Genomic DNA, 20,275 nt, shown 5'->3' on the forward strand with positions numbered 1-20,275 from the left:
CAGGACGGCCGGACAGCGGCCCTGACGCGGGGCCTTTTGGCGGGATGCCCGGGCCGTGCTTCCGCACAGGGTTCCGGGACTCCGGCGGCTGGGGTGGGCGTGTGGTCAGCGTTCGAGGAGGGCGACGCGGATGGCCCGCTCGACGTGGGCGGCGGTGTTTTCGTGTCCGGCGGCGTTGGGGTGGACCAGGGTGGCGCGCTTGCCGACAGTCGCGCAGTCCAGCAGGATGCCGGAGATCTTGGCGGGCCAGTAGTCCTCGGCATTGTCGCAGATGCCCTCGATCCATTTGGTGTCCGCGGGCTGGCAGGCATCGTGGCCGACGCTGGAGGAGTAGACGTCGACGTAGCGGTCCCCGAAGAATGCCGAGACCTGTTGGATCGTGCTGTTCAGCCGCTTGAGGACGTCGTCGCGGAGCCAGTTGACGTCGGCGTGGGTGACCGAGCCGAGCTCGGTGAGGGCGGGCCGGTTGCAGTCACTGCCCTTCTCCGGCAGGACGGCCGGGTAGCCGACCCTGATGACCTTGGCGTTGGGCGCGGCCTGGTGCACCTGGGGCAGCATCTCGACGTACTCGTCCTGGACCCGGGCGAGCTTGTCCTCGATGCTCTCCTCGCCCTCGGGCGGATTGGTGTAGTGGTGGCGGCAGGACTTGCCGGCCCTCTCCGACCAATTGCAGGAGGTGCCACTGGTCGACCTCATGCGGTTCCGCAGGCAGTGCGGCCCCTTCACCTGTGGCTGCGATGAGGAGTCGCTGGTGGACGATCCCGCGATTCCCCGGTCGTGAGCCAACCGCCCCTTGACCGGCGGGTGACCAAGGGGCACGCCCACGTGATCCATTCCGAATGGGGGGGCAGAAACGGTTGTCTGCGCCCCTGCTGCGGAAGCGGTAGTGCCTAGATCGGCCTGCTATCACCCCTTTCGCCGCCGCCATGAAGCATCGGCCACGTCCGCGGCGACGGTGCCCTGCAACCGCAGCGGGGCAACCGCCGCTGTCAGACCCAGGTGGCAGCATCATCGAAGTGAACGCCCTGAGGCGTCCTCAACTCACCTCCGTAGCCAACGAAGAGGAGCATTTTCCTTGCGACTGCATCACGTAACGCCCGGCATCGTCGCGGGCATCCTCGCCCCGGCCCTCCTGCTCGCCACCCCATCCTTCGCCGCCACGGCGGCACCGACCGCGGTGACGGTGCCCGCGGTGTCCTCGTCCACGGACGAGGCGGACGCCGACGACCTGAGGGTGGCCATAGTCCGGATCCTCGCCGACTCGGACAGCGGCCAGCGTGTGACACGAGAAGCCAACGCCCTCCTGGACGCCAACGACCCCGAGGCGATGCGCGCCTGGCTGGAGACCGGCTACCGCATCGCCCAGGCCGAGGACGACCGCGTCGCCATTACGCGCTTGCTCGCCGACCCCGACAGCGGCCGGCGCGTCATCGCCGAGGTCAACGCCCTCCTGGACGCCAACAACTCCGACGCGATGCGCGCCTGGCTGGAGACCGGCTACCGCATCGCCCAGGCCGAGGACGACCGCGTCGCCATCGCCCGCATCCTCGCCGACCCGTCCATCAGCCCGGCCCTGCGCGCGGCAGCCAACGCCGCCCTCGACGACAACACACCCGAAGCGCTGCGCTACTTCCTGGAAGTCGGCAGGTACCACCAGGTCGCCTGACCGGCACAGCGCCGCACCACAACGCGTCGCCCGGGTGGCACCTTCTGCCGCACGCCCGGTCGTCGGAACGCCGAGAATCCGGGCGGGGCCTCCTGCACCTCTGTGTGACGGCGGCCCCGCCCGGCAGGCCCTGTGTCGGCTCGGCGCCCTCGCAGAGTTCTGTGGTCTCGCCGCGCGGCGCGGCTCCGATCGAACCTGGGGGCGGAAACGGTCGTCTGCACCCCCTCCGGCCGGTGAGATGACCCGAGCTGTCATACAGGGCACATCGGCGCGCAATTCCAATCAGGTTCCCTTGCGTTCCGCCTCCCCATTCCGCACCCCGTCGCGACGTACTGCCACATCACTAACAGAATCGAACAGTCGCCGACCGTGGTGCCTCCGGAAGCGGCGACACCAGCAGGCCGAAGTGCGTCACGGGAACCGGACACGAGAGATGGCCAATCAAGGCTTCTGCGGGCGAGTTCGCACTCCTGGCCCTTCAGGAATCCATGAACCCGTTCACTTCCGCGTTCGACATCCTCCAGCTCGGCGACCAACAGATGCTGATGGCCCGCTCGTACAGCGAACGGAGGGCAGTGCTGGAGGCCCTGTTCACCGACCGGGCACATACGGCGCCGTGGACGCTGTGTCCGATGACGAGGGACCGGGTGGTGGCAGAGGAGTGGCTGAGGGACTGGACCGAGGTTCCTGGTCTGGAGGGCGTGGTTCTCAAGCCGGTAGCCGGGCGGTATACACCGGGCAAGCGGCAGGGCGGGTGGTCGAAGATCCGGCGCCGGGACACGACCGAGGCGGTGGTCGGTGCGGTGACCGGAACCCTGGCCCGGCCGCAGATGCTTGTCCTGGGCCGCTACGACGCCGGCGGGGTGCTGCGGTCGGTGGGCCGTACGACGGCGCTGCGGCCCGAGGCGGCCCGCCAGCTCACCGGCCGCCTTACCGAAGCCGGGCCCGACCACCCATCGACAGGCGTGCGGTTCACCGCCGCATGGGGCAGCCGTGAACCACTCGACCCGCTCCTCGTCGCCCCCGAGCTGATCGCCGAAATCAGCGCCGACCCGGCCGTCGACCGGGGGATCTACCGGCATCCGGTGCCCTTCGTACGGGTCCGGTCGGACATGGCGCCCGGCGACGTCCCGCCCTTCGGGCCGGGCGACGAACCCGCCGCCGGCTGACGCGAGCGCGAGGCGTCACAGTGCGGCGGGACGGTTCAGCACTTCGGGTCATCATGTCCGATGCTCACGAGCCTCCTTGCCTCGTCAGGGCTCGATACGGGGGGCGGTACGGCGCTGCTTCCATCCCTCCACGGACGCGACCGCCGAGGCCACCGGTCTGCTCGCCCCTGCTGACAGCAGACGGTAGGCCAAACCCTCAGCGCACTCCAGGTAATTGCGGAGTCACTTTCTGCGATCATGGTGCCGGGTGGTCACGGCTTCGCCATGACGGCGTGACGGACCGGCCGTTCGGCGTGCCCGTGAACTGCGCAAGGAGCCAACTGATCATGTCCGCACCTGTCGTTGACGTCTGGGGCGCTGCCGCCCCCGGAGCTCATTCGGCCTTTCCCCCTGCTCCGGAGCCGCATGACGAATGGGGCTTCGCCGGCGGTACGGCCTGGGTCTACTTCAGCCCGCTGAGCCGCCGCCGGCTCGTCCGCCCTGTCATCGTGTCCGACGGCTTCTCCAGCGGGTCGAGCAACATCGACCGGCTCTGGTACGGCCTGGAGGAGAACAACAACCTTCGCTTCGTCTCCGAGCTCCACGCGGCCGGCCGGGATGTGATCATCCTGGGCTACGCCGACCGGACGGCCTCGATCACGGACAACGCCGACACCGTCATCGACTGCATCCGCCGGACCATCGCCGAGCGGACGGGCGAGACCAAGCTCGTCGTGGGCGGATTCAGTATGGGCGGACTGGTCACCCGCTACGCCCTGGCGAAGATGGAGCAGGAGCCCAGCCTGCCCGACCACGAGACGTCCCTGTACTTCTCCTACGACACCCCCCACCAGGGCGCATGGTTCCCCGTTGCCCTCCAGGCGTTCACGCACTTCGCCACGGACAACTGGGCAGACGACCCCGACACCGGTGCCGTCCTGCGCCAATTCTCCTGGCTGCTCAACAGCCCCGCCGCCAAGGAGATGGCGCGGTGGCACATCGCCAAGGCCGACGCCGCCCCGGAGCAGGCACCGGAGCGGACCGCGTTCCTCAAGGCGCTTGAAGAGGTCGGGGGATGGCCCCGGAAGGTGCGCAAGGTCGGGGTCGCCAACGGCGTGGACACCGGCAGCGGCAACGGCATCAAGCCCGGCGTGACCGCGGTGAAGTGCGACGGTAAAACGCTGCACGACACCTGGCTGGGGACCCAGGCGCAGGGGGAGGCGGAAGTCGCCCTCCTGCGGAAGACCGGCGGCGAGCGGGTATCGGTCCGCACCAGCGGGCTGCCCGACATCGACGGTGCTCCCGGGGGCCTGTTCACCATGCCGTCCTCCGAGGGCGACACCGGCAGCTTCGGACTGGCCGCAGCCCTGATGGGCCAGCTCGGCAACGCCCTCGACCCGGACGTCATCGCCACCTCCTGCTTCGTCCCCAGCATCAGCGCCGTCGCCGCCGGTGCCATCGACGACCAGAAGGCCCTCTACCGGCCGATCACCCCGGACAACAGCGCACTCGACGCCTTCGTGTGCGCCAGCAGCAACGAGGGGCACACCGCCATGAGCGAAGTACTCGGCGGGTGGATCGTGAACGAGATCGTCGCCACCGGGTGACACCCTCCCGGGGTGGGCAGGACCGCACCGGCGGTCCTGCCCACCCCGGACCTCTCGCTGGCCGGACGGCTGAGCTGATCGCCGCCACCGACAACGGATTGCCCCGGCCCCGGGCGGGCGGGTGCCGAGGCAGCCTCAGTCGCGCGTGGATCCCAGATGGGCGTGACCTTCGGCCAACGTCGGCCGCCACACAGGCCCTGGTTCAGAAGTTACGAGCCCGAAGCTGATGGCCCCGCTCCAGATGACGGACGGCACGCGGACCCCCATACGGTCGGGCGAGGGGCGCAGCGGCATGTACTGCCGCCGTGACTCCGATCGTCACCCGGCGGCGCGAGCCGGACCCCGGGGCGGACGCACAGCCGCAGGGCCCAGGCCGTAAGCCACGCTGAAGCCCGTGGGATGCGGGGCGAGGCGGGTCGGCTGAAAGCGGATCACTCACGAGGGTGAAAGAGGATTTACCAGGGCACGGCTGGACAGATCTTCGTCGGCTGCCGCCCCGGCAGCCCGAGATCACACTGGAGCAGGCCATGACGATGATTCAGACCGGCATGATCAGCCTCGGCTCGGACAACGCGGTCGAGACCTCGGGCGGCAACACCTCGACCTTCACCCGGGTCACCTTCCCGACCCCGTTCCCGCTCGGGTCCGAGGTCATCGTGCTGCCGCTGACCCAGACATTCAACGGTCCGGACACCCCTGGAATCCGGGTCCACGACGTGAACGAGACCGGATTCCTGATCCGGCTCAACGAGGTCAGGGTGAACGCCAGCGTCCAGAGCGACGGCAAGCACACCACCGAACAGGTCGGCTGGCTGGCCACCACCGTCTGACACCTCCCGGGGCCTTCTCCTCCACCGTCGATACCGACCCAGCGGGTCGGGTTCTCACACCGGGCGGCCTGGCGGAGGGGCCGCGTCAGCAGCGCCGTCACGGAAAAAGCCCACCAGGTGAAAGACCTCCCCACCCAGCGCGCCCGCGAGCACAGGCGGAGCCCGTCCTCTGCCTGAGAGCGGGCTCCGCCTGCCGGCCTCCCCGCTCACCGCCGGCATCCTCCCGCCTGTCCAGCCCGCCGGCGCGCAGCCCGCTGCTACCGCGTCCTACGACTGGTCCGCTCTGAGCGACCCGTACACCGCCGGAATCATCAGCGCGGCCGACAACGGCTTCGAGTAACCCCCGGGACGGCTGCCAGCACACTGACCAGCCCTACCCGCAGGTCATCCACCGGGACCTCGGCTCGCTCACCGGACTGATCAACGCCAGCTGCGGCGCAGCGCCGATCGAGGACGTCACCTTCCGGCCTCAGCAGCCGATCGGCTTCGACAACGACGGCCGCCCTCTTCCACCCCCACGCCCGAGGACATCGCAACGCCGACGACCACGTCGCCTCGGCCATCCTCAACCGCATTGCCCCGAACTGATCCCCGCACCGAACACCACTCCCGGGTCCGGACGGAATAGGGACCCCGCAGCGCCTGCCGCTGTGCGGCCCATCCCCGTTCATCACTGCTTAGTTCAGAGAAGTCACGAGACCGAAGCTGATCGCGCCGGACCAGATGACAGACGGCACGCGGACCTCCCAGGGGACCGACGGGCAGGACTTGCGGGCGGTGCTGGGGACCGCCCGCGTCTCGATCGTCACCCAGCGCCGCGCGCCGCACCCCGGGGGCCGCAGGCGCGGGAGGAGTCCGGGTCCGGTCAGCGCTGCGGGCGCTGCCACGGCAGCCGACGCTGTCGGGTACGCGCTAACGCGGCTTGCGCTTCGGCGAGATTGTTGCGGCTGGCGTGGGTGCGAGGGTGGTCGGGGCCCAGGACGCGTTCGCGGTCGGTGAGGGTGCGCTGGTGGAGATCGACGGCTTCCTGATACCGCCCGAGCGCGAAGAGGGCGTTGGCGAGGTTGTTGCGGCTGGCGAAGGTGTCGGGGTGGTCGGGGCCCAGGATCCGTTCGCGGTTGGTGAGGTTCTGCTGGTGGAGGTCCACAGCCTCCTGACCTTGCCCGAGAGCGTTGAGGGCGCGGGCGAGGTTGTTGCGGCTGCCGAGGGTGTCGGGGTGGTCGGGGCCCAGGACGCGTTCGCGGTTGGTGAGGTTCTGCTGGTGGAGGTCGGCGGCTTCCTGATGACGCCCAAGACCGTCGAGGGCGGTGCCGAGGTTGTTGCGGCTGGCGAAGGTGTCGGGGTGGTCGGGGCCCAGGACGCCGTCGCGGCCGCTGAGGTTCTGCTGGTGGAGGTCGGCGGCTTCCTGATGACGCCCGAGCTCATCGAGGGCATTGGCGAGGTTGTTGCGGCTGGCGAAGGTGTCGGCGTGATCGGGTCCCAGCACGCGTCCGCAATCGGTGAGGTTCCGCTGGTGAAGGTCGACGGCCTCCTGGTAACGCCCCAGCGCGTGGAGAGCGCCGGCGAGGTTGTCGCGGCTGCCGAGGATGTCGGGGTGGTCCGGGCCCAAGACCCGTATTTCGGTGTCGAGGATGCTCTGGCGCAGGAGGTGTTCCTCGGCGGCGGCGCCCGCTTCGTGAAGGGTGTGGCCGAGGTCGTCGAGGAGGTCGCGGATGGTGGTGAAGTCGGCGTTGGGTGTGCGGTGGAGGAGGGGTGGGAGGTGGGGGGTGAGGAGGCGTGCGGTGAGCCAGCCGGCGCGGCCCGCGCTGGTGGTTTCCTGGACGGTCTGGGTGAGGTGGGTGTCGAGGGCGGTGTGGCAGGTGGTGCGGGTGGTGCCGGGTGGTGGGGTGAGGGCTATGACGTCGTGGACCAGGGGGTGCAGCGAGATCTGCCCGACGGTCGGCGCTTGCCCGCCACTGTCGGTCGCCGTTGTGGCTGGGGTGTTGATGAGGCCGGACTGGTGGAGGGCGGCGAGAGCGGCGTCGAGTTCGGCCGCTGTGGCTCTCTGTCCGGTGGAGTGGGTGAGGAGGGCGGGGGTGAGGAGGAGGCGGGGGACGGGTGCGGGTTCGAGGAGTGCAAGGAGGTAGAGGGCGGGGCGGGCGAGGGTGTAGCCGTCGTTGTGGATCTGGGTCAGGGAGAGGTCGAAGGTGTGCCGTACCACTGTGCGGGCGACCTCCGGGTCGGAGCCTTGCGGGTGTGCGGCGCCGAGGAGGTCGCCGAACTCGGTGTCGAGGGCGTGCTGGTAGGCGGTGAAGGTGCGGTAGCGGCTGGTGGGGTTCGCGAGGTAGCGGCCCGCTGTGTCCAGGGCGAGTGCGTGTCCGCCGAGCCGCTCCCCGAGCGCGGCTGCCTCCTCGGCTGTGCCTGCGGAGGGCGCGGCATCACGCAGGACCGCGCCCGAGGCACCGGCGTCCAGGGGTTCGAGCGCGACCAGGCTGGCTTGTGGTCCCCAGGTGGCGGGGGCGGTGTCGCGGGTGGTGACCAGGAGAAGCCCGCCCCCGTCGGGGCGCACCCACCCGCGGTAGGAGCCCGGGGGCTCGCTGCCGGGGCCGAGGGTGCGGGGGGTGTCGGCGTTGTCGATCACGATCACCCACCCCCGCACAGTGGTCAGGTGTTCCCAGATCACGTCGACGAGCGCGGCCCGGCCGCTCTGGGCGTCCTGGAGCCGGGGTTCGGGGAGCCCGAGTGCGGTGGTGATGCGGGTGAGGTCGTGGGCCAGGCGGGTCGCGTCGTCCTGCCACCGCACCCAGAACACCGCCCGCCCCTGTGCCTGGGCCTGCCGGGCGGCCTGGGCGGCGAGGGTGGTCTTGCCCAGCCCCCCAGTTCCGCAGACCACGACGAGCCCACCACCCCGCCCGGCCGCCAGACCCTGGATATCGGCGAGTTCACGCTCACGGCCGCGAACAGTGGCCTGGACGGCGGGGACACGGTAGGAAGCATGAGCGGCAGCCGCCCCCACCCAACCCCCGTCCGCTCCGCCACCCGCAACCGGGGCCGTCACGGCAGCGGGGGAGCGCAGGGCGATCAGCGAGACGGCGAGACTGAGCAGGCCGGCGGTTCCGCCGATCACACTGGCCAGCTGATCCGCCACCTCCAGCCCCACCCGCGCGACCGCCCATACGATCCCACCCGCAACCGCAGCCCCCGCCGGCGCCCACAACAGCCGCCCAACCGCCCACCGCCACCGGCCACGCCCCACCTGCCCGTCCACCACGCCAGCACCCCCGCGTCCGTCCCGGAACACCGAGAATGCCCACCGGTACCAATTCACGGGCAGAGCTGGGCGTTTCGGTACCCAGCCGTGACATCACCACCAGCCGACTGCTCACAGTGCCGCTTCCTGCTGCCGGCTCACCCAAGCCGGCGGCCAGAGCAGCTCGCCCATGGGCCTGTCGTACGCGGTCACGAGCCCGCCAGCGTTAGGTCAAGGAAGTCCCGTTGACTGAACTACGAGGAGAATATTCGCAGGTCAGAGCAATGGTCTGCTAGCTTCCGGGCCGTGCTTGAGACAGGTGATTCTGCCCGGGACTTGATGGCTTCGTGCTGCCGCAGATCGGTGCGCTGGTGACGACCACGGACACCATGTGGCCGTATGTGTTGGTCGATGGGGAGGGTGTGGTTGTCGTCCCGGTGTCGGAGTTCTTCGCGGAGCTCCAGGCGTGCGCGCGGCCGTTGACGACGATCTGTTCGTACGGGATGGATCTGCTGCGGTGGTGGCGGTTCCTTCTCTGCACCAAGCAAGTGGACACGCCGGGGTGATCGGTTCGGGTATTCACGGACCCGTCCGTCGCGCCTTCACACTTCGTGGGACAGAGCTGCGGGACTCATCCAGCCCGCCACTGCGTTAGTTCCGGGCTCCGGTGATCACTGGGCCGCGTGCCGCGCAGCCGCTTGAACGCCACGCTCAGCGCGAAGGCGTTGGCGTAGCCCACCTTCCTTGCGATCGCGCCCACCGTGTCTTCGGTCTCCCTCAGCAGGTCCGCGGCCAAGGTGATCCGCCAGCCCGCAAGGTAGGTCATCGGTGGTTCGCCGACCAGCGCCTTGAACCGCCGGGCGAGCGCTGCCCGCGATACCCCCACCTTGGCCGCCAGGTCCGCCACCGTCCAAGGGCGGGCGGGTGTGTCGTGCAGCAGCCGCAGCGCGATACCCACGACCGGGTCGTCCAGTGCGCGGCACCAGGCCGGGGCATCGGCGTCTGGGTTGTCGAACCAGCTGCGCAGCGCGGAGACCAGCATCAGGTCCAACAGCCGGTCCAGCACTAGCTGCTGTCCCGGTCGCTCTCTGGCGACCTCCTCGGCCACCATCTCCACCGACGGGTAGGGGCTGCCCTCAGCCGACACCACGAGCATGGCGGGCAGGGCCTGCAGCAGTCGCTCGCTGAGCTCTCCCCGGCGCTCGAAAGCCCCGCTGACCAGCACAGGAGCCCCCTCGGCTGGCGTTCCGCAGGTGCGGGCGGGCCCGGAGGCGTGCTCGACGCCCTCGGCTCCCGCGCAGTAGTCGGCGCTGGTCACCATCAGCGAGGGTGTGGTCGTGGGGTCGTCGGCCACTGTGTAGGGCGCGTCGCCGCGGATGACGGCGATGTCGCCGACGCCGATGGGCATCGGTTCGTGCTGATCGGGAACGATCCAGGCCCGGCCGCGCAGCATCGTGGCCAGCGTCAGCGGGGCGCCACTGGCCATCCGCAGGGCCCAGGGCGGTCGCATGATTGTCTGCCGGAAGACGGCGCCGCGCGCCCGTACCTCTGCCAACAGCTCCGACACGGCGTCCATGCCCTCAGCGTAGACGCCTAGACATCATGCGGAGCTTGTTAGCCATGGATCGTCTCGGCGCCCGCCGGTTGACTGGGGCCATGTCTGAACATCCAATTCTTGTCACCGGGGCAACGGGTAAGTCTGGCCGCCGCGTTGTCAGCCAACTAAGGGCCAAGGGGCTGCCAGTTCGCGCGGCGGCCCGGAACGGCGAGCACATCTTCGACTGGACCGACAGCGGCACCTGGGATGCCGCTCTGGCGGGCGTGCGGTCCATGTACATCGTGCAGTTGGACGGCACGAAGCTCGTTCGCCCGTTCATCGAGCGGGCGGTGCAGCATGGGGTGCAGCGAATCGTGCTGGCCTCGGGGCGTGGGATCGACAATCCGGATTACGCAAAGGACAGCAGCGGTATCTTTGAGGGCATCGTCGACAGCGAGGCCGCCGTGCGGGAGAGTGGTCTGGAGTGGACGATCAGCAGGCCGGGCTGGTTCGCGCAGAACTTCAGTGAGGGCTTCTTCGCCGATGCCGTCCTCGCCGGTGAGCTCCGGTTGCCCGCCGGCGATGGGGCTGCCAGCTTCGTCGATGCCGAGGACATTGCGGCGGTGGTGGTCGCCGCGCTGACCGAGGACCGGCACGGGGGCCAGATCTATGAGTTGTCCGGACCCCGGGCGGTGACGCTGACCGAGGCGGTCGCCACGATCTCCGAGGCCACCGGCCGCGAAATCCGCTACGTGCCGCTCTCCGTCGAGGGCTACGTCGCGGAACTCGTTCAGCAAGGGTTGCCGCCCTCGGACGCCGAAGCCTTCGCGGACGCCATTGAGCCACTCAGGGAAGGTACGGACGAGTACGTCTCCGACGGCGTGCAGCGTGCTCTTGGTCGCCCGCCGCGGACCTTCGCCGAATTCGCCAAGTCCACTGCTGACGACGACGGTTGGCCAGGCTGACCGTCTTACCGAATCCGGCGCGACCGAGCTAGAATCTGCAGTCGCCCAAGGGCTTCACTTCCCTGGGCGGCTGCGGCCGTCGCCGCCAGGGCATCTCACGCTGGGGCTTTGCGCTGAACATGAATCGCCGCTCGCGGAGCGGCGGCCGTCGAACCAGTCGGTCATCCCCCACGTCAACCACGAGAAGCGGCTGTGGCGCCGGGTCTACCCGCGACCGGCCGGGAGGGCCTGGCCCCGGTGGCGTTCGTGTTCGCGGACACCACCGAGGCGAAGGTCGCCAACACGGTCGCCGTCCTGGAGGAGGCCGGCCGCGACTACTGGGCGCCGCGCCGGTACGACACCTACCACCGGGGGATCACCGCGCGGGACTACGGCCAGGCGGTGCCCGTCGTCGTCACCACCCTGGAGCAGCTGACGGAGCACGGCGCCGGCGCGGCGGTGTGGCAGCGGCTGGGACGCACCGGCGAGCAGACGCTGACGGACGCGCTCGACAACCCCGACGGCGACGCCCTCTACCGCGACCAGGCCGCCCGCGCCGACGCGGCGGAGGAGCAACACCGCGCCGCCGCGCGGGAGGCGCAGCGCCCGGTGTGCAAGCGGTGCGGGCAGAAGTTCACCGACCAGCGCTGGGAGGAGACCACCGCGCGCGGCCGTGCCTGGACGGCCGGGGGCGCGTCCGTGTGCGGCACCTGCCGTGCGGACGATGTTGCCCGGGAGGAGGCCGCCTCCCTCCCGGCCGCCGCGCCGCCGGAGATGGAGGACGACCAGGAACCGGGCAGGGGCCGCGGCTGGTTCCGCCGGCGGCCCTGACCCGCCCGATACACCACGGGCCCCGGGACCAGCATTCTCCGGGGCCCGGGGCGGCTTTGGCGTCACACGCTCCGCGACGGCCGGCAACGCCCCCGGAGCGGAGCGGGAGGAACGATTCCGTGAACCTGATGTACACCAGAACCACGAAGACCCAAGAAGCGTTCTGCGTACGATGCGGCAGCGCAGACACCCGAGTCACCCGCCTTGACCAGACCAGCGCGGAAGGCACCTGCCTCCGCTGCGACAAGCCTTTCCACGCCACACCGTGCCAGGGCTGCGGAGGCTTCCGCATCGACGGCTCCTTCGGTGTCTCCGGCACGCGATTCGAGAACCTGCCCGAGAGCGTGAGGTGCTCGGACTGCGGTCACCGCAACCCGCTGCGCGACCCCGGCCCGGAGTAGGCAGCCACCGGCGCGCTCATTGCCGTCGTCGGCTGTAGGTGTCGTCATCGGGGCGCTCACCGCGGCGGTTCAGCCCTGCGTCGCTCACCAGCCCGATGCCCTGCCCCAGGTGCATCCCCGGATGGCGGTCGAAGAGGAGACACGGGTTGACTCCCATCTCTCCGACAGCCCAGTTGCAGGCGCCCGGTTGATGGATCCGCCGGGCACCTGGGACTCCAGCCCGCCAGGACAGCCACATGTCCTGATCACACATGCCCTCGTCGCTGATCCCGATCTCCACCGCGTGATCATCCTCAACGCCTGGTTCCAGCGTGCACACCAGGGTAGAGCGCACCTCCGGGGTGAGCATCTCGTCGTAACAGACCCCGTAGTGGGCCTCACGGCCTCGAGGACATCGCTCTGGGGAGTGGCCCGGGTTGATGACCATCTCTTCCCAGAACAGTGAGATCCCCGGCGTCTCCTGCACATACGCAGTCTCACGGGGCAGGATCCTCAACCGTGCTGAACAGGAGGTGCGTTCCGGGGCCACCTTGGAACCAGCGGCAGTATGAATCGTCATACCGAGGTCAACGACACTGCCTTGCGCCCCGTACTCACCCATCGGGTGATGCTGGGCCCGCTTCTTGCAGCGTCAAGCTGTTTCGCTGCGACTGTCAACCTGCTGCCTGAGGAGCAGAATCTCTCCGCACAGCACGTAGGTGTTCAAGGCGCAGAGGTTTGCCGCTTGGAGGGCAATGGAGGCGTGAACTCCCTTGTTCGTCAGCTCATCGATAGCTACGAACCGTTCATGTAGCCCCTTCCCCAGGGCAACGGTCACCTTCGCTGCGGACCCGCTATTGCTCGCCCGCTTGATGAACTCGAAGAGACGGTTGCGGTAAGAGGGCTGGTCGAGTTTGTGCCCCGACTCGCTGGGCTTAGCCTGAGCAGGCAGCACGTGGTCAACGACCGCCTCCAAGATGCGACGGCAGGTCGTGAGGGCCTGTGAGAGCTCTTCCGCGCCAGGCCCGTCCGGTGTGCTGGCGGCTGCTTCGTTCATGCGCCGGTAGACCGAGGTGAACTTCTCCACGAGGTCAGGGACGCCCTCGGCCACCATCTTGTCGACCTGAACCTTGTAGCTTCCGAAGATCGACTCATTCACTGACGCGTAGCCGAAGCGTCGCTCCCAAGCCACCAGATACGAGAACGTTCGCAGGCGTGCCCTGTCCTCGATCTGACGAAGGGCCATGTCGGCTTCAAGTCCCGCAGAGCTATTCGTGCTCGGAAACTGCCTGGTCAAGTACTCAATGTCTGCCAACGAGTGGGCTAGCACTGTGTTCGAGTCATCACGCTTCGAACGGTCCTTGATGTACTCGCGCATCGCTTCCACGTCAGGACTTGGCTCCTCACGTTCTCCCCAGCGTGAGGGGTCAGCTATAAGGCGTTGAATGTCACCACGATGCTGCGCCGGATCGCCGCCGATCGACTGCAGGTCGAGTCCAAGGCGTGCTGCTACGCGCGAGTCACCGATGAGGCTGGCAATCCGTACGGAACGTCGGACCGACACTTGCACCGGATGATCGTCAAATTCGTCCAATGCCCTACGAATCAGGGCCAGGATGTGCTCAGTGGAATCCATCGGCTGAATCTACCGGCAGATGCAGGGCAGCCGAGAAGCAGCTGCCGAAGAGCAGCGGGCCCTGGGCGCTCGCCGACGTCGTCCTCCGCGAGGCGGAAGGCTGGCTGTCCACAACGCTGGAGGGCACCGTGCGCTGCGTCCAGAACCGCGCTCGCCTGGTCCGCGCCCTCTACGACCGCCTGGACCGCCTGAAGGCCGCGCCTGCCCAGGAGAGGGTCACACCGACCATCGGCTGACTCGTACTCCGGGGCCTACTGTCGCGCGGACGGGGTGGCGCGCGACGGGTCAACGGCGGCGCCCGACCGTGCTGCGGACGAGGACGTAGGGAGTCACGCAGAAGGCGGCGAGGTTGCAGGCGACGAGCATGGTGAGGAACAGCCAGTAGGTGAAGCCGTGGCCGTCGGAAGCGGCGACGAGGGACCCGTAGGTGAGGCTGACGAGGATGCCGGTGCTGGCGAGCCCGGCAGCCCAGCCCAGCGCGCTCATGCCGATGCCGAGACCGATGAAGGACCAGAACAGGGCGGGACCGGCAAGAACCGCGATGGCCAGGAACAGCGGGGCGGTGATGTCCCGGTCACTGATGAAGTCCATGAGCTGGGGGATGGAGATGAAGGTCCATAAGCCGGTGAAGGCGACGCCGATGACGATGGCGACGATCGTGGTCACACGGGCAGCACGGGTGGCGGAAGGGGCGTTCGCGGCGTCGGCCATGAGGCAGTGGACTCCTTCTACGACAGCGGGCAGGAGATCGGCTCCGCTCCGGTATAGCCGACGCGGGCCACAGGGAAGCGCGCTTCCGAACAAGGCGTCCAGGACTGGCGAAGAACACGCCACTCGAAGTGGTGACGCGGCTGAACCTCCGCTGGTCCCCGAATCACGACGGCACGGCCCGATCACTGAAACACCTCGCGGAACACCGCCGTACGGCTCCTGTACTGGGTCACCGCGCTGCGCACCGTCGTGGTCGTCGCGTACTTCGAGGTGTAGCCGCCCGGCCTCGCGTTCCCAACTCACAACGGGAAGTCAGACCGGCGTAGCCTGCTCGCGAGCACGGGCGGTGACGATGCGGCTGGTCGGCTCCAGACACCAGTGGGAGAGGGGAGCCGGCACGATGACCAGCGGGCAGACGGAGACATACGTACTGATGGAGATGCTCACCAAGCGCGCCGTTGTGAACGTCCGGCTGGCACTGGTCGCGCACGCACAACGGTGGCGACTGCACCACGCGCACGTCATCTTGGACGAAGACGCCCCACTGACAGAACGAGCCTGGCGCTACAGCACGGCGGCCTTCCTGGAACGGCGTCTGCCCGGCCCGACGGTCGCCGCGCTGCTGCGGGGCGACGAGCAGGACATCCATGACCTCCACGTCGTGTCTCCCGGCCCGCCGTCCTCCGCCTTCAGCTATCGGCTGCACGGCCACGAAGAGTGGGGCCAGGTGATCACGCCGTGGCCGCGCACCGAGTGGACCGTCAGCCGGGACACCGATACTCCCCAGCCCGGTAACAGCTTGCTGGTCGGGGACGGGCCCTCTTTCCTGAACTTCGACCAAGCTCTCAGCGCCTTCCTCTATCGGCTCCCGCACGACGGCAGGGCAAGCCGTTCTGACCTGTGGCGTTTCGTCCTGTCGCAGCGTGCGGGCTGGTTCAAGCAGATCACCATCAGGCATGACCTTTTGACGGCCGTCGTCGACGGCGAGGCACTGGACGGCGCGGTACTGGAGCTGAGCTGGGCGGCGGGCAACAGGACCCACTCCGTCGTCGGTACCGGCCCCTACACCTTCGAGCTGCCGCTTGGCCTCCCGCCCGACAGCCTGTTGATGCTCCGCCGCAATGACCAGTGGCTGGACTGGCGCAACTTCCCGACTCCCACGTACGGGCGCGCCCGCGATGCCTCAGTCGTCTGGGAGCAGCCCGGCCCTGAGCTGGAGCTCCTCCTGGCGAACGGGGAGGGCCAGCATCTGGAGTGCAAACAGCAGGTCCCGGAAGGCGAATCGCGGAAGAAAATGCTCAAGACCATCGCCGCTTTCGCATCGCAAGACGGCGGCACCATCCTGATCGGCATCAGGGACGACTTGCAGGTTGTGGGCCTGCCCGAAGGGGAGAACGTCGATACGCAGGTGATGAAGGTCGTGAACATGATCCGGGACAACGTGGAGCCGGCGCCGCCCTACGAGCCACGGGTGATCGACCACGACGGCAAGAAGGTTCTGGTGGTCGAAGTCGCCGGCGGGGGCCAGATGTACGCCTACCGCAACGGACAGCGCTCAGATTTCTACGTCCGCGTCGGTCCCAACACGGTGCCGGCACGACACCATGAGATCACTGCCGGATTCCGACAGTCTCCGACCGCCCCAATGCTCTGACTGAAATACAAGATCGAATATGACCACGTGCGGTTCATGCGGAACTTGAAGGCGCTGGGACAGGATCGGTTGCGCGCTGACCTGCTGGAACCGCCTGCAAAAGGCGCAGGGCGGGTGCGTGTTGCGCTCCGTGTTGCAGGGTCGTGTCGATGCCCGGCTGGTGACGTGCGAGGCCCCGGGCCCTGATATCGGGCCGGGGGCCTGGTCGGAGTCGGGGGCGGTCAGTAGTCGTCGCGTTCGGAGGGTGGCCCGTACTGCTCGATGAGGTCGCAGGTGCAGGTCCCGCCTACGTAGTGCATCTTGTCGCACTCCTCGTGGTGCTCCCGCACCGGCCGCTTTGTCGGGGCCGCCAGCGGCGTGGGCTGCGGGGCGGGCGGCTCCGGGGCGGCCTCAATGGCCGGCGCCGGTCCCGCCCATTTCATGCCGAGCTTCGCGAGCGCGGCGAGCTGCTCGGGGGTGAGTTTGTCGCACCTCGATTTGGTGTTCGAGTTCCATACGCCTAGCTTCACGGTCACCGGGTCTGCTTCGCCGTCGATCGTGATCGTCTCGCTGTGTCCGCGTGGTACCGGCCGGTGGGCGCCTTCTCGTTCGACCCACTGGGTGAGGGCCGCGAGGCCGCGCTGGAACGCCTGCTGCGCCTTGCTTGGCCCCTTTGTCCCGGACGCGGGCGCCGGGGCGGGAGATGGGGCCTCAGCGCCCTTGATGCCCAGTACGGACAGCCGCTCGTGCTGTTCGGTCGATAGCTGGGTCCAGGTGCCCGGCTGTGTCTGCTGCTGGAGCCATCGTCCGATGTCGTCGCCGTCGAAGAGTACGCCGGGTGCGATGTGGGGCAGGCGGCCGTCTGGTTCGTCGGCGGCGAGGTGGGCGAGGACGCGGTGGTGGCGCTGCCAGTTCAGCGGCCAGGGGCAGTTCCAGTCCGGGTCGATCTCCGTCAGCTGCTGCGCGCGGGCGGCGGCCCGCTGCGGGTCCTTCCCGAGGCCGCCTTTGCGGCGGAGGTTGGCCATGTGCTGTCCGATGGGCACCATCGCCTCGCCCTCACCCCACACCGCGTCCTGCCGCGGCGCGAGGTGCCCGGTCGCCCGCCGGTAGGAGCGGAGCGCGGCGAGCTTGGTCTCCCACGCTTCTTGGCCCGGTTCCCAGAGCATCCCGGCCTCCGGGGCGTCCAGCAGCGTCTTGCGCCGCTCTTCCAGCTCACCGGCCCGCAGCGCCTTGCGCTGCTGGTGGACCCAGCGGCCAAGCGGAAACGTCTTCGTCGCCCCGACCTCGACCTCGACGTCGTAGGGCACGGCGTGGAGGTCGGTGATCTCGGTCTCTGCCCGCCAGCGGATGAGGGCTTGGTAGCCCTCGAGCCACACCAGGGACTCCGGCCGGTACACCCTCGTTCGCAGGAACGCCGCGATGGTCGCGGCGTCGCGCGGGGTGGAGAAGTGGAGCAGGGCTGACTCGGCGGCGGTGTCGGTGTCGTGCTCTTGGTTGTTGCCGTCGCTCTCGCCGCCGGCTCCGACGATCTGCCCGTCTTCGTCGCGCTGGATGTGGACGGTGCGCTTTCCGCTGGTGAGTGCGCGGGAGGCAAGCTGTTCAACAAGACGCTCATCATGACTGCGGAGCCCCTGGAGGACCGCTACGAGGGGGCGGAACGAGGCGCTGGCGATCATGTCGGTCGGGTCCTCGTTCGGCTCCAGGAACACTGGCACGATGATCCGCGCGATCTTCGTGCTGCCGTCCTTGTTGAGGCGGAGCGCGCGGCCGATGTTCTGGACGATCTCGACCTGGGAGCTGCGGGTGTCGGCGAAGCAGATGGAGTCGACTCCGCGTTCGCCGGTGATGTCGACGCCTTCTCCGAGGACGCGGCAGCTGGCGAGGAAGGCGCGGTGGACCCGGCGGCCGGTCGCGTTGATGCCGTTGGCGAACTGGCGCAGGGCTTCGCGGCGTTCGGCGACGGTGTGGTCGCCGCACAGCCAGGCCGACCACACTCGGTCCGGGGGTACGTGGCGGCCCGCCTCCAGCTCGTAGAACTCCGCGTCGATTGAAGACCTCGGCAGCTTGTCGGCGGCAGCTAGGCCGTCGTCAGAGGCGTCGTTGAGGTACAGCTCGGCGGCGGTCTCCGGCAGCTTTTCCGCGAACGCGGCGGCTTCCTCAACCTTCTGGTGGAACGTCATGACCGTACGCAGGTTGTACGCGGCGGCGTGCTCCAGCAGGGCGGTCTGCAGCAGGGCCAGGCGCTGGCCGCGCCGGGCTTCCTCCGATTCCCCGATCGCGGGGGAGGGGTCGCGGATCTCGAGGACGTCGATCTCGAATCCGGCGAGGATCTCCCGCTCGATCGCTTCGCTCAGCCCGAGTTCGGCGAGCCACGCGCCGTACGTGCCGTCGGGGTCGTCGGCCATGGTCGCGATCTCCGCTTCCTGGCCGTCCGCGCCCTTCTGCGGGCGGGGAGCGGCGAGGATGCGCGGGGTCGCGGTGAGGTAGAGCCGGAAGTCCGCGGGGATACGGGCGTTGTCGTGGATCGCCGCCCACGGACGACCAAGATCACCAGCGGTGCCGTGGGCCTCATCCACGATCGCGAGGTCGAACGGGCTCATCTGCTGCCCATACAGCCGCTCCCCGCCCGCCAGAGCGGCCTCCAACGGCCCGCGAACCTTCCGCTGGCCAAAGGGTGCATCGATGTCCTCACGGTCTACCAGCGAGGCGTAAGTGGCGAACACAACCACGGGCCCGGAGCCGGCCCACAGCGCCAACTGGATCGGGTTGGTGGTGGTGCGCACCCTGAGCGAGTTGAGGACCGGGTCGTTCTCCAGCGAGCACACCGCGACCATCGGGGCCCGGTGGCCCACCGTCCGCCAAGCCTGCGCGGTCTGGGCGAGCAGGTCCAGGGTCGGGACGGTGACGAGGATCCGGCCGTCCGCGAAGGACTCCAGCGCGCACGCGGCGGCCGTGATGGTTTTGCCCGAGCCGGTCGCTGACACGATCGTTCCACGGGCACCCTGCAGGGGCACAGATGATCTTGCAGGGAATCCCACCCACTTACGGAAAGCTGACTTCTGGTCTACCTGGTGTTCCCGGAGTGAGATTCCCCGCATATCGGTTTCCTTTTGTGTTGGCGTGGATTCAGGTGACGAGGCCGTTGGAGGGTCTATGTGCCGAGTCCTCTGAGTCCCCATTCATTAAGTCCGGAGTAGATCGTGGCGGTCCGGCATTGAGGTGCGTTCATGACTTCGGCTTCGCCGCGGTAGATGGCGATGAGCGAGTCGGCGCCGCGCCACCAGGTGTCTGCGATGCCGGCGACCTCCGGAACTGCTTCGAATCGGTCGAGCTCAAGATCCTCTACGGCGTCGCCCGTCAATGTCATGGTGCTGCGCGCACAGCTGCGGGCATGGGTGGTCAGTGCCAGCGCTTCCACCCATCCCTCGACAGTGGCGTGCAGTGGCACCCAGTCCCCGGCGTGGAGACCGAACTCCCCGCCGGGGCCGATCACGAACGAGTAGGGGAGAGCCGTGCGCTGCAACCCGGCTTCGAAGTGCCAGTCAGGATCTGGGCCCTCGGGTACATCTCCGCTGAGTGTCCGCGGTCCGCCGTCGTAGTGGGGAGAAGGAGGAAGAGCGAGACCGCCCCAGACGGCTTCGTAGGCGGACACCCGGTCGATCTGAGCCTCGGGGACCCCATGCTCCGTCCATCGAGCTCTGTGCTGTTCTATATCGGCACGACCAGTCCAGTAACCATGGGAACCGATGAAGTATTTTGCCCTGCGAGTGATGCCCTCAGGAATGTCTCTGGCGATCGACATTTCTCCGCCCCCATCCTCTGCCATATTTCTGCCAACAGTACATGGTGCATCAATCTGATGCACCCACTACACTAGAACCCACACGAACGAGCGACCCCCCCTCGCTACAGCCAGCCCGGCCCGCGCCAGCGGGCCCCAAGGGACTGGAGGCGCAGCCGGAAGGACCGTCAGGCGGGGGAGCGCAGCGGACCCGCCCAAGTCTGAAGCGAAGCGGAAGACCCCTTGCCAGGGTCATAGCGCCCGACAACTCCGGGAGCGCAGCGGACGGAGTGTCAACCCGGTGGCGCAGCCACCGGGTTGGGGTGGCCCGCGGAGCGGGCC

Annotated in this window: 16 protein-coding genes; 8 read left to right on the forward strand and 8 right to left on the reverse strand. The window is 68.6% G+C overall.

Going from position 1 to position 20,275, the window contains the following annotated elements:
• Positions 1–105: 105 nt before the first annotated feature.
• Positions 106–696 (reverse strand): GDSL-type esterase/lipase family protein, encoded by a 591-nt coding sequence (locus tag ACFWU9_RS05890; protein WP_384315135.1) that lies wholly within the window; start codon positions 694–696, stop codon positions 106–108.
• Positions 697–1,075: 379 nt separating this feature from the next.
• Here ACFWU9_RS05890 and ACFWU9_RS05895 point away from each other — a divergent pair, with 379 nt between their 5' ends.
• From ACFWU9_RS05895 to ACFWU9_RS05910, 4 genes are all read left to right on the forward strand, one after another.
• The gene (locus tag ACFWU9_RS05895) at positions 1,076–1,666 is read left to right on the forward strand and encodes an ALF repeat-containing protein (RefSeq protein WP_384315136.1); all 591 of its coding nucleotides are present in this window, start codon (positions 1,076–1,078) and stop codon (positions 1,664–1,666) included.
• A gap of 488 nt (positions 1,667–2,154) precedes the next feature.
• Positions 2,155–2,835, forward strand: a complete 681-nt coding sequence (locus ACFWU9_RS05900; RefSeq protein WP_384315137.1) for an ATP-dependent DNA ligase — start codon at positions 2,155–2,157, stop codon at positions 2,833–2,835.
• Between the two features lie 326 nt (positions 2,836–3,161).
• A complete protein-coding gene (locus ACFWU9_RS05905; RefSeq protein WP_384315138.1) occupies positions 3,162–4,421 on the forward strand; it encodes an esterase/lipase family protein in 1,260 nt (419 codons plus the stop codon).
• A 527-nt stretch (positions 4,422–4,948) separates the two neighbouring features.
• On the forward strand, positions 4,949–5,251 hold the full coding sequence (locus ACFWU9_RS05910; RefSeq protein ID WP_384315139.1) for a hypothetical protein: 303 nt from the start codon (positions 4,949–4,951) through the stop codon (positions 5,249–5,251).
• Between the two features lie 865 nt (positions 5,252–6,116).
• Here ACFWU9_RS05910 and ACFWU9_RS05915 read toward each other — a convergent pair.
• Positions 6,117–8,378 carry a tetratricopeptide repeat protein gene (locus ACFWU9_RS05915; protein WP_384315140.1) on the reverse strand — a complete coding sequence of 754 codons (2,262 nt, stop codon included), beginning with the start codon at positions 8,376–8,378 and terminating at the stop codon, positions 6,117–6,119.
• A 449-nt stretch (positions 8,379–8,827) separates the two neighbouring features.
• Here ACFWU9_RS05915 and ACFWU9_RS05920 point away from each other — a divergent pair, with 449 nt between their 5' ends.
• Positions 8,828–9,046, forward strand: a complete 219-nt coding sequence (locus ACFWU9_RS05920; RefSeq protein WP_384315141.1) for a hypothetical protein — start codon at positions 8,828–8,830, stop codon at positions 9,044–9,046.
• Positions 9,047–9,111: 65 nt separating this feature from the next.
• Here ACFWU9_RS05920 and ACFWU9_RS05925 read toward each other — a convergent pair whose 3' ends face one another.
• A complete protein-coding gene (locus ACFWU9_RS05925; RefSeq protein ID WP_384315142.1) occupies positions 9,112–10,056 on the reverse strand; it encodes an AraC family transcriptional regulator in 945 nt (314 codons plus the stop codon).
• Positions 10,057–10,136: 80 nt separating this feature from the next.
• On the opposite strand from ACFWU9_RS05925, the gene ACFWU9_RS05930 reads away from it, so the two are divergent.
• Both ACFWU9_RS05930 and ACFWU9_RS05935 read left to right on the forward strand, forming a co-directional pair.
• The gene (locus ACFWU9_RS05930) at positions 10,137–10,982 is read left to right on the forward strand and encodes an SDR family oxidoreductase (protein WP_384315143.1); all 846 of its coding nucleotides are present in this window, start codon (positions 10,137–10,139) and stop codon (positions 10,980–10,982) included.
• A gap of 192 nt (positions 10,983–11,174) precedes the next feature.
• Positions 11,175–11,792 carry a hypothetical protein gene (locus ACFWU9_RS05935; protein ID WP_384315144.1) on the forward strand — a complete coding sequence of 206 codons (618 nt, stop codon included), beginning with the start codon at positions 11,175–11,177 and terminating at the stop codon, positions 11,790–11,792.
• 417 nt (positions 11,793–12,209) lie between these two features.
• On the opposite strand, the gene ACFWU9_RS05940 is transcribed toward ACFWU9_RS05935, so the two are convergent.
• The 3 genes from ACFWU9_RS05940 to ACFWU9_RS05950 form a co-directional block, all read right to left on the reverse strand.
• Complete coding sequence (locus tag ACFWU9_RS05940; protein ID WP_384315145.1) at positions 12,210–12,794, reverse strand: hypothetical protein; 585 nt, start codon at positions 12,792–12,794, stop codon at positions 12,210–12,212.
• 30 nt (positions 12,795–12,824) lie between these two features.
• Positions 12,825–13,808 (reverse strand): hypothetical protein, encoded by a 984-nt coding sequence (locus ACFWU9_RS05945; protein ID WP_384315146.1) that lies wholly within the window; start codon positions 13,806–13,808, stop codon positions 12,825–12,827.
• Positions 13,809–14,093: 285 nt separating this feature from the next.
• A complete protein-coding gene (locus ACFWU9_RS05950; RefSeq protein ID WP_384315147.1) occupies positions 14,094–14,519 on the reverse strand; it encodes a hypothetical protein in 426 nt (141 codons plus the stop codon).
• Positions 14,520–14,919: 400 nt separating this feature from the next.
• Between ACFWU9_RS05950 and ACFWU9_RS05955 the strand changes: the two genes are divergently transcribed.
• Positions 14,920–16,173, forward strand: coding sequence for a helix-turn-helix domain-containing protein (locus ACFWU9_RS05955; RefSeq protein ID WP_384315148.1), 1,254 nt, complete (start codon positions 14,920–14,922; stop codon positions 16,171–16,173).
• Between the two features lie 221 nt (positions 16,174–16,394).
• On the opposite strand, the gene ACFWU9_RS05960 is transcribed toward ACFWU9_RS05955, so the two are convergent.
• Both ACFWU9_RS05960 and ACFWU9_RS05965 read right to left on the reverse strand, forming a co-directional pair.
• A complete protein-coding gene (locus ACFWU9_RS05960; protein ID WP_384315149.1) occupies positions 16,395–19,250 on the reverse strand; it encodes a Helicase associated domain protein in 2,856 nt (951 codons plus the stop codon).
• Positions 19,251–19,303: 53 nt separating this feature from the next.
• Positions 19,304–19,954 (reverse strand): hypothetical protein, encoded by a 651-nt coding sequence (locus ACFWU9_RS05965; RefSeq protein WP_384315150.1) that lies wholly within the window; start codon positions 19,952–19,954, stop codon positions 19,304–19,306.
• Positions 19,955–20,275: the final 321 nt, after the last annotated feature.

Origin of the sequence: Streptomyces sp. NPDC058653 (assembly GCF_042716895.1) — a bacterium.
Taxonomy (GTDB): domain Bacteria; phylum Actinomycetota; class Actinomycetes; order Streptomycetales; family Streptomycetaceae; genus Streptomyces.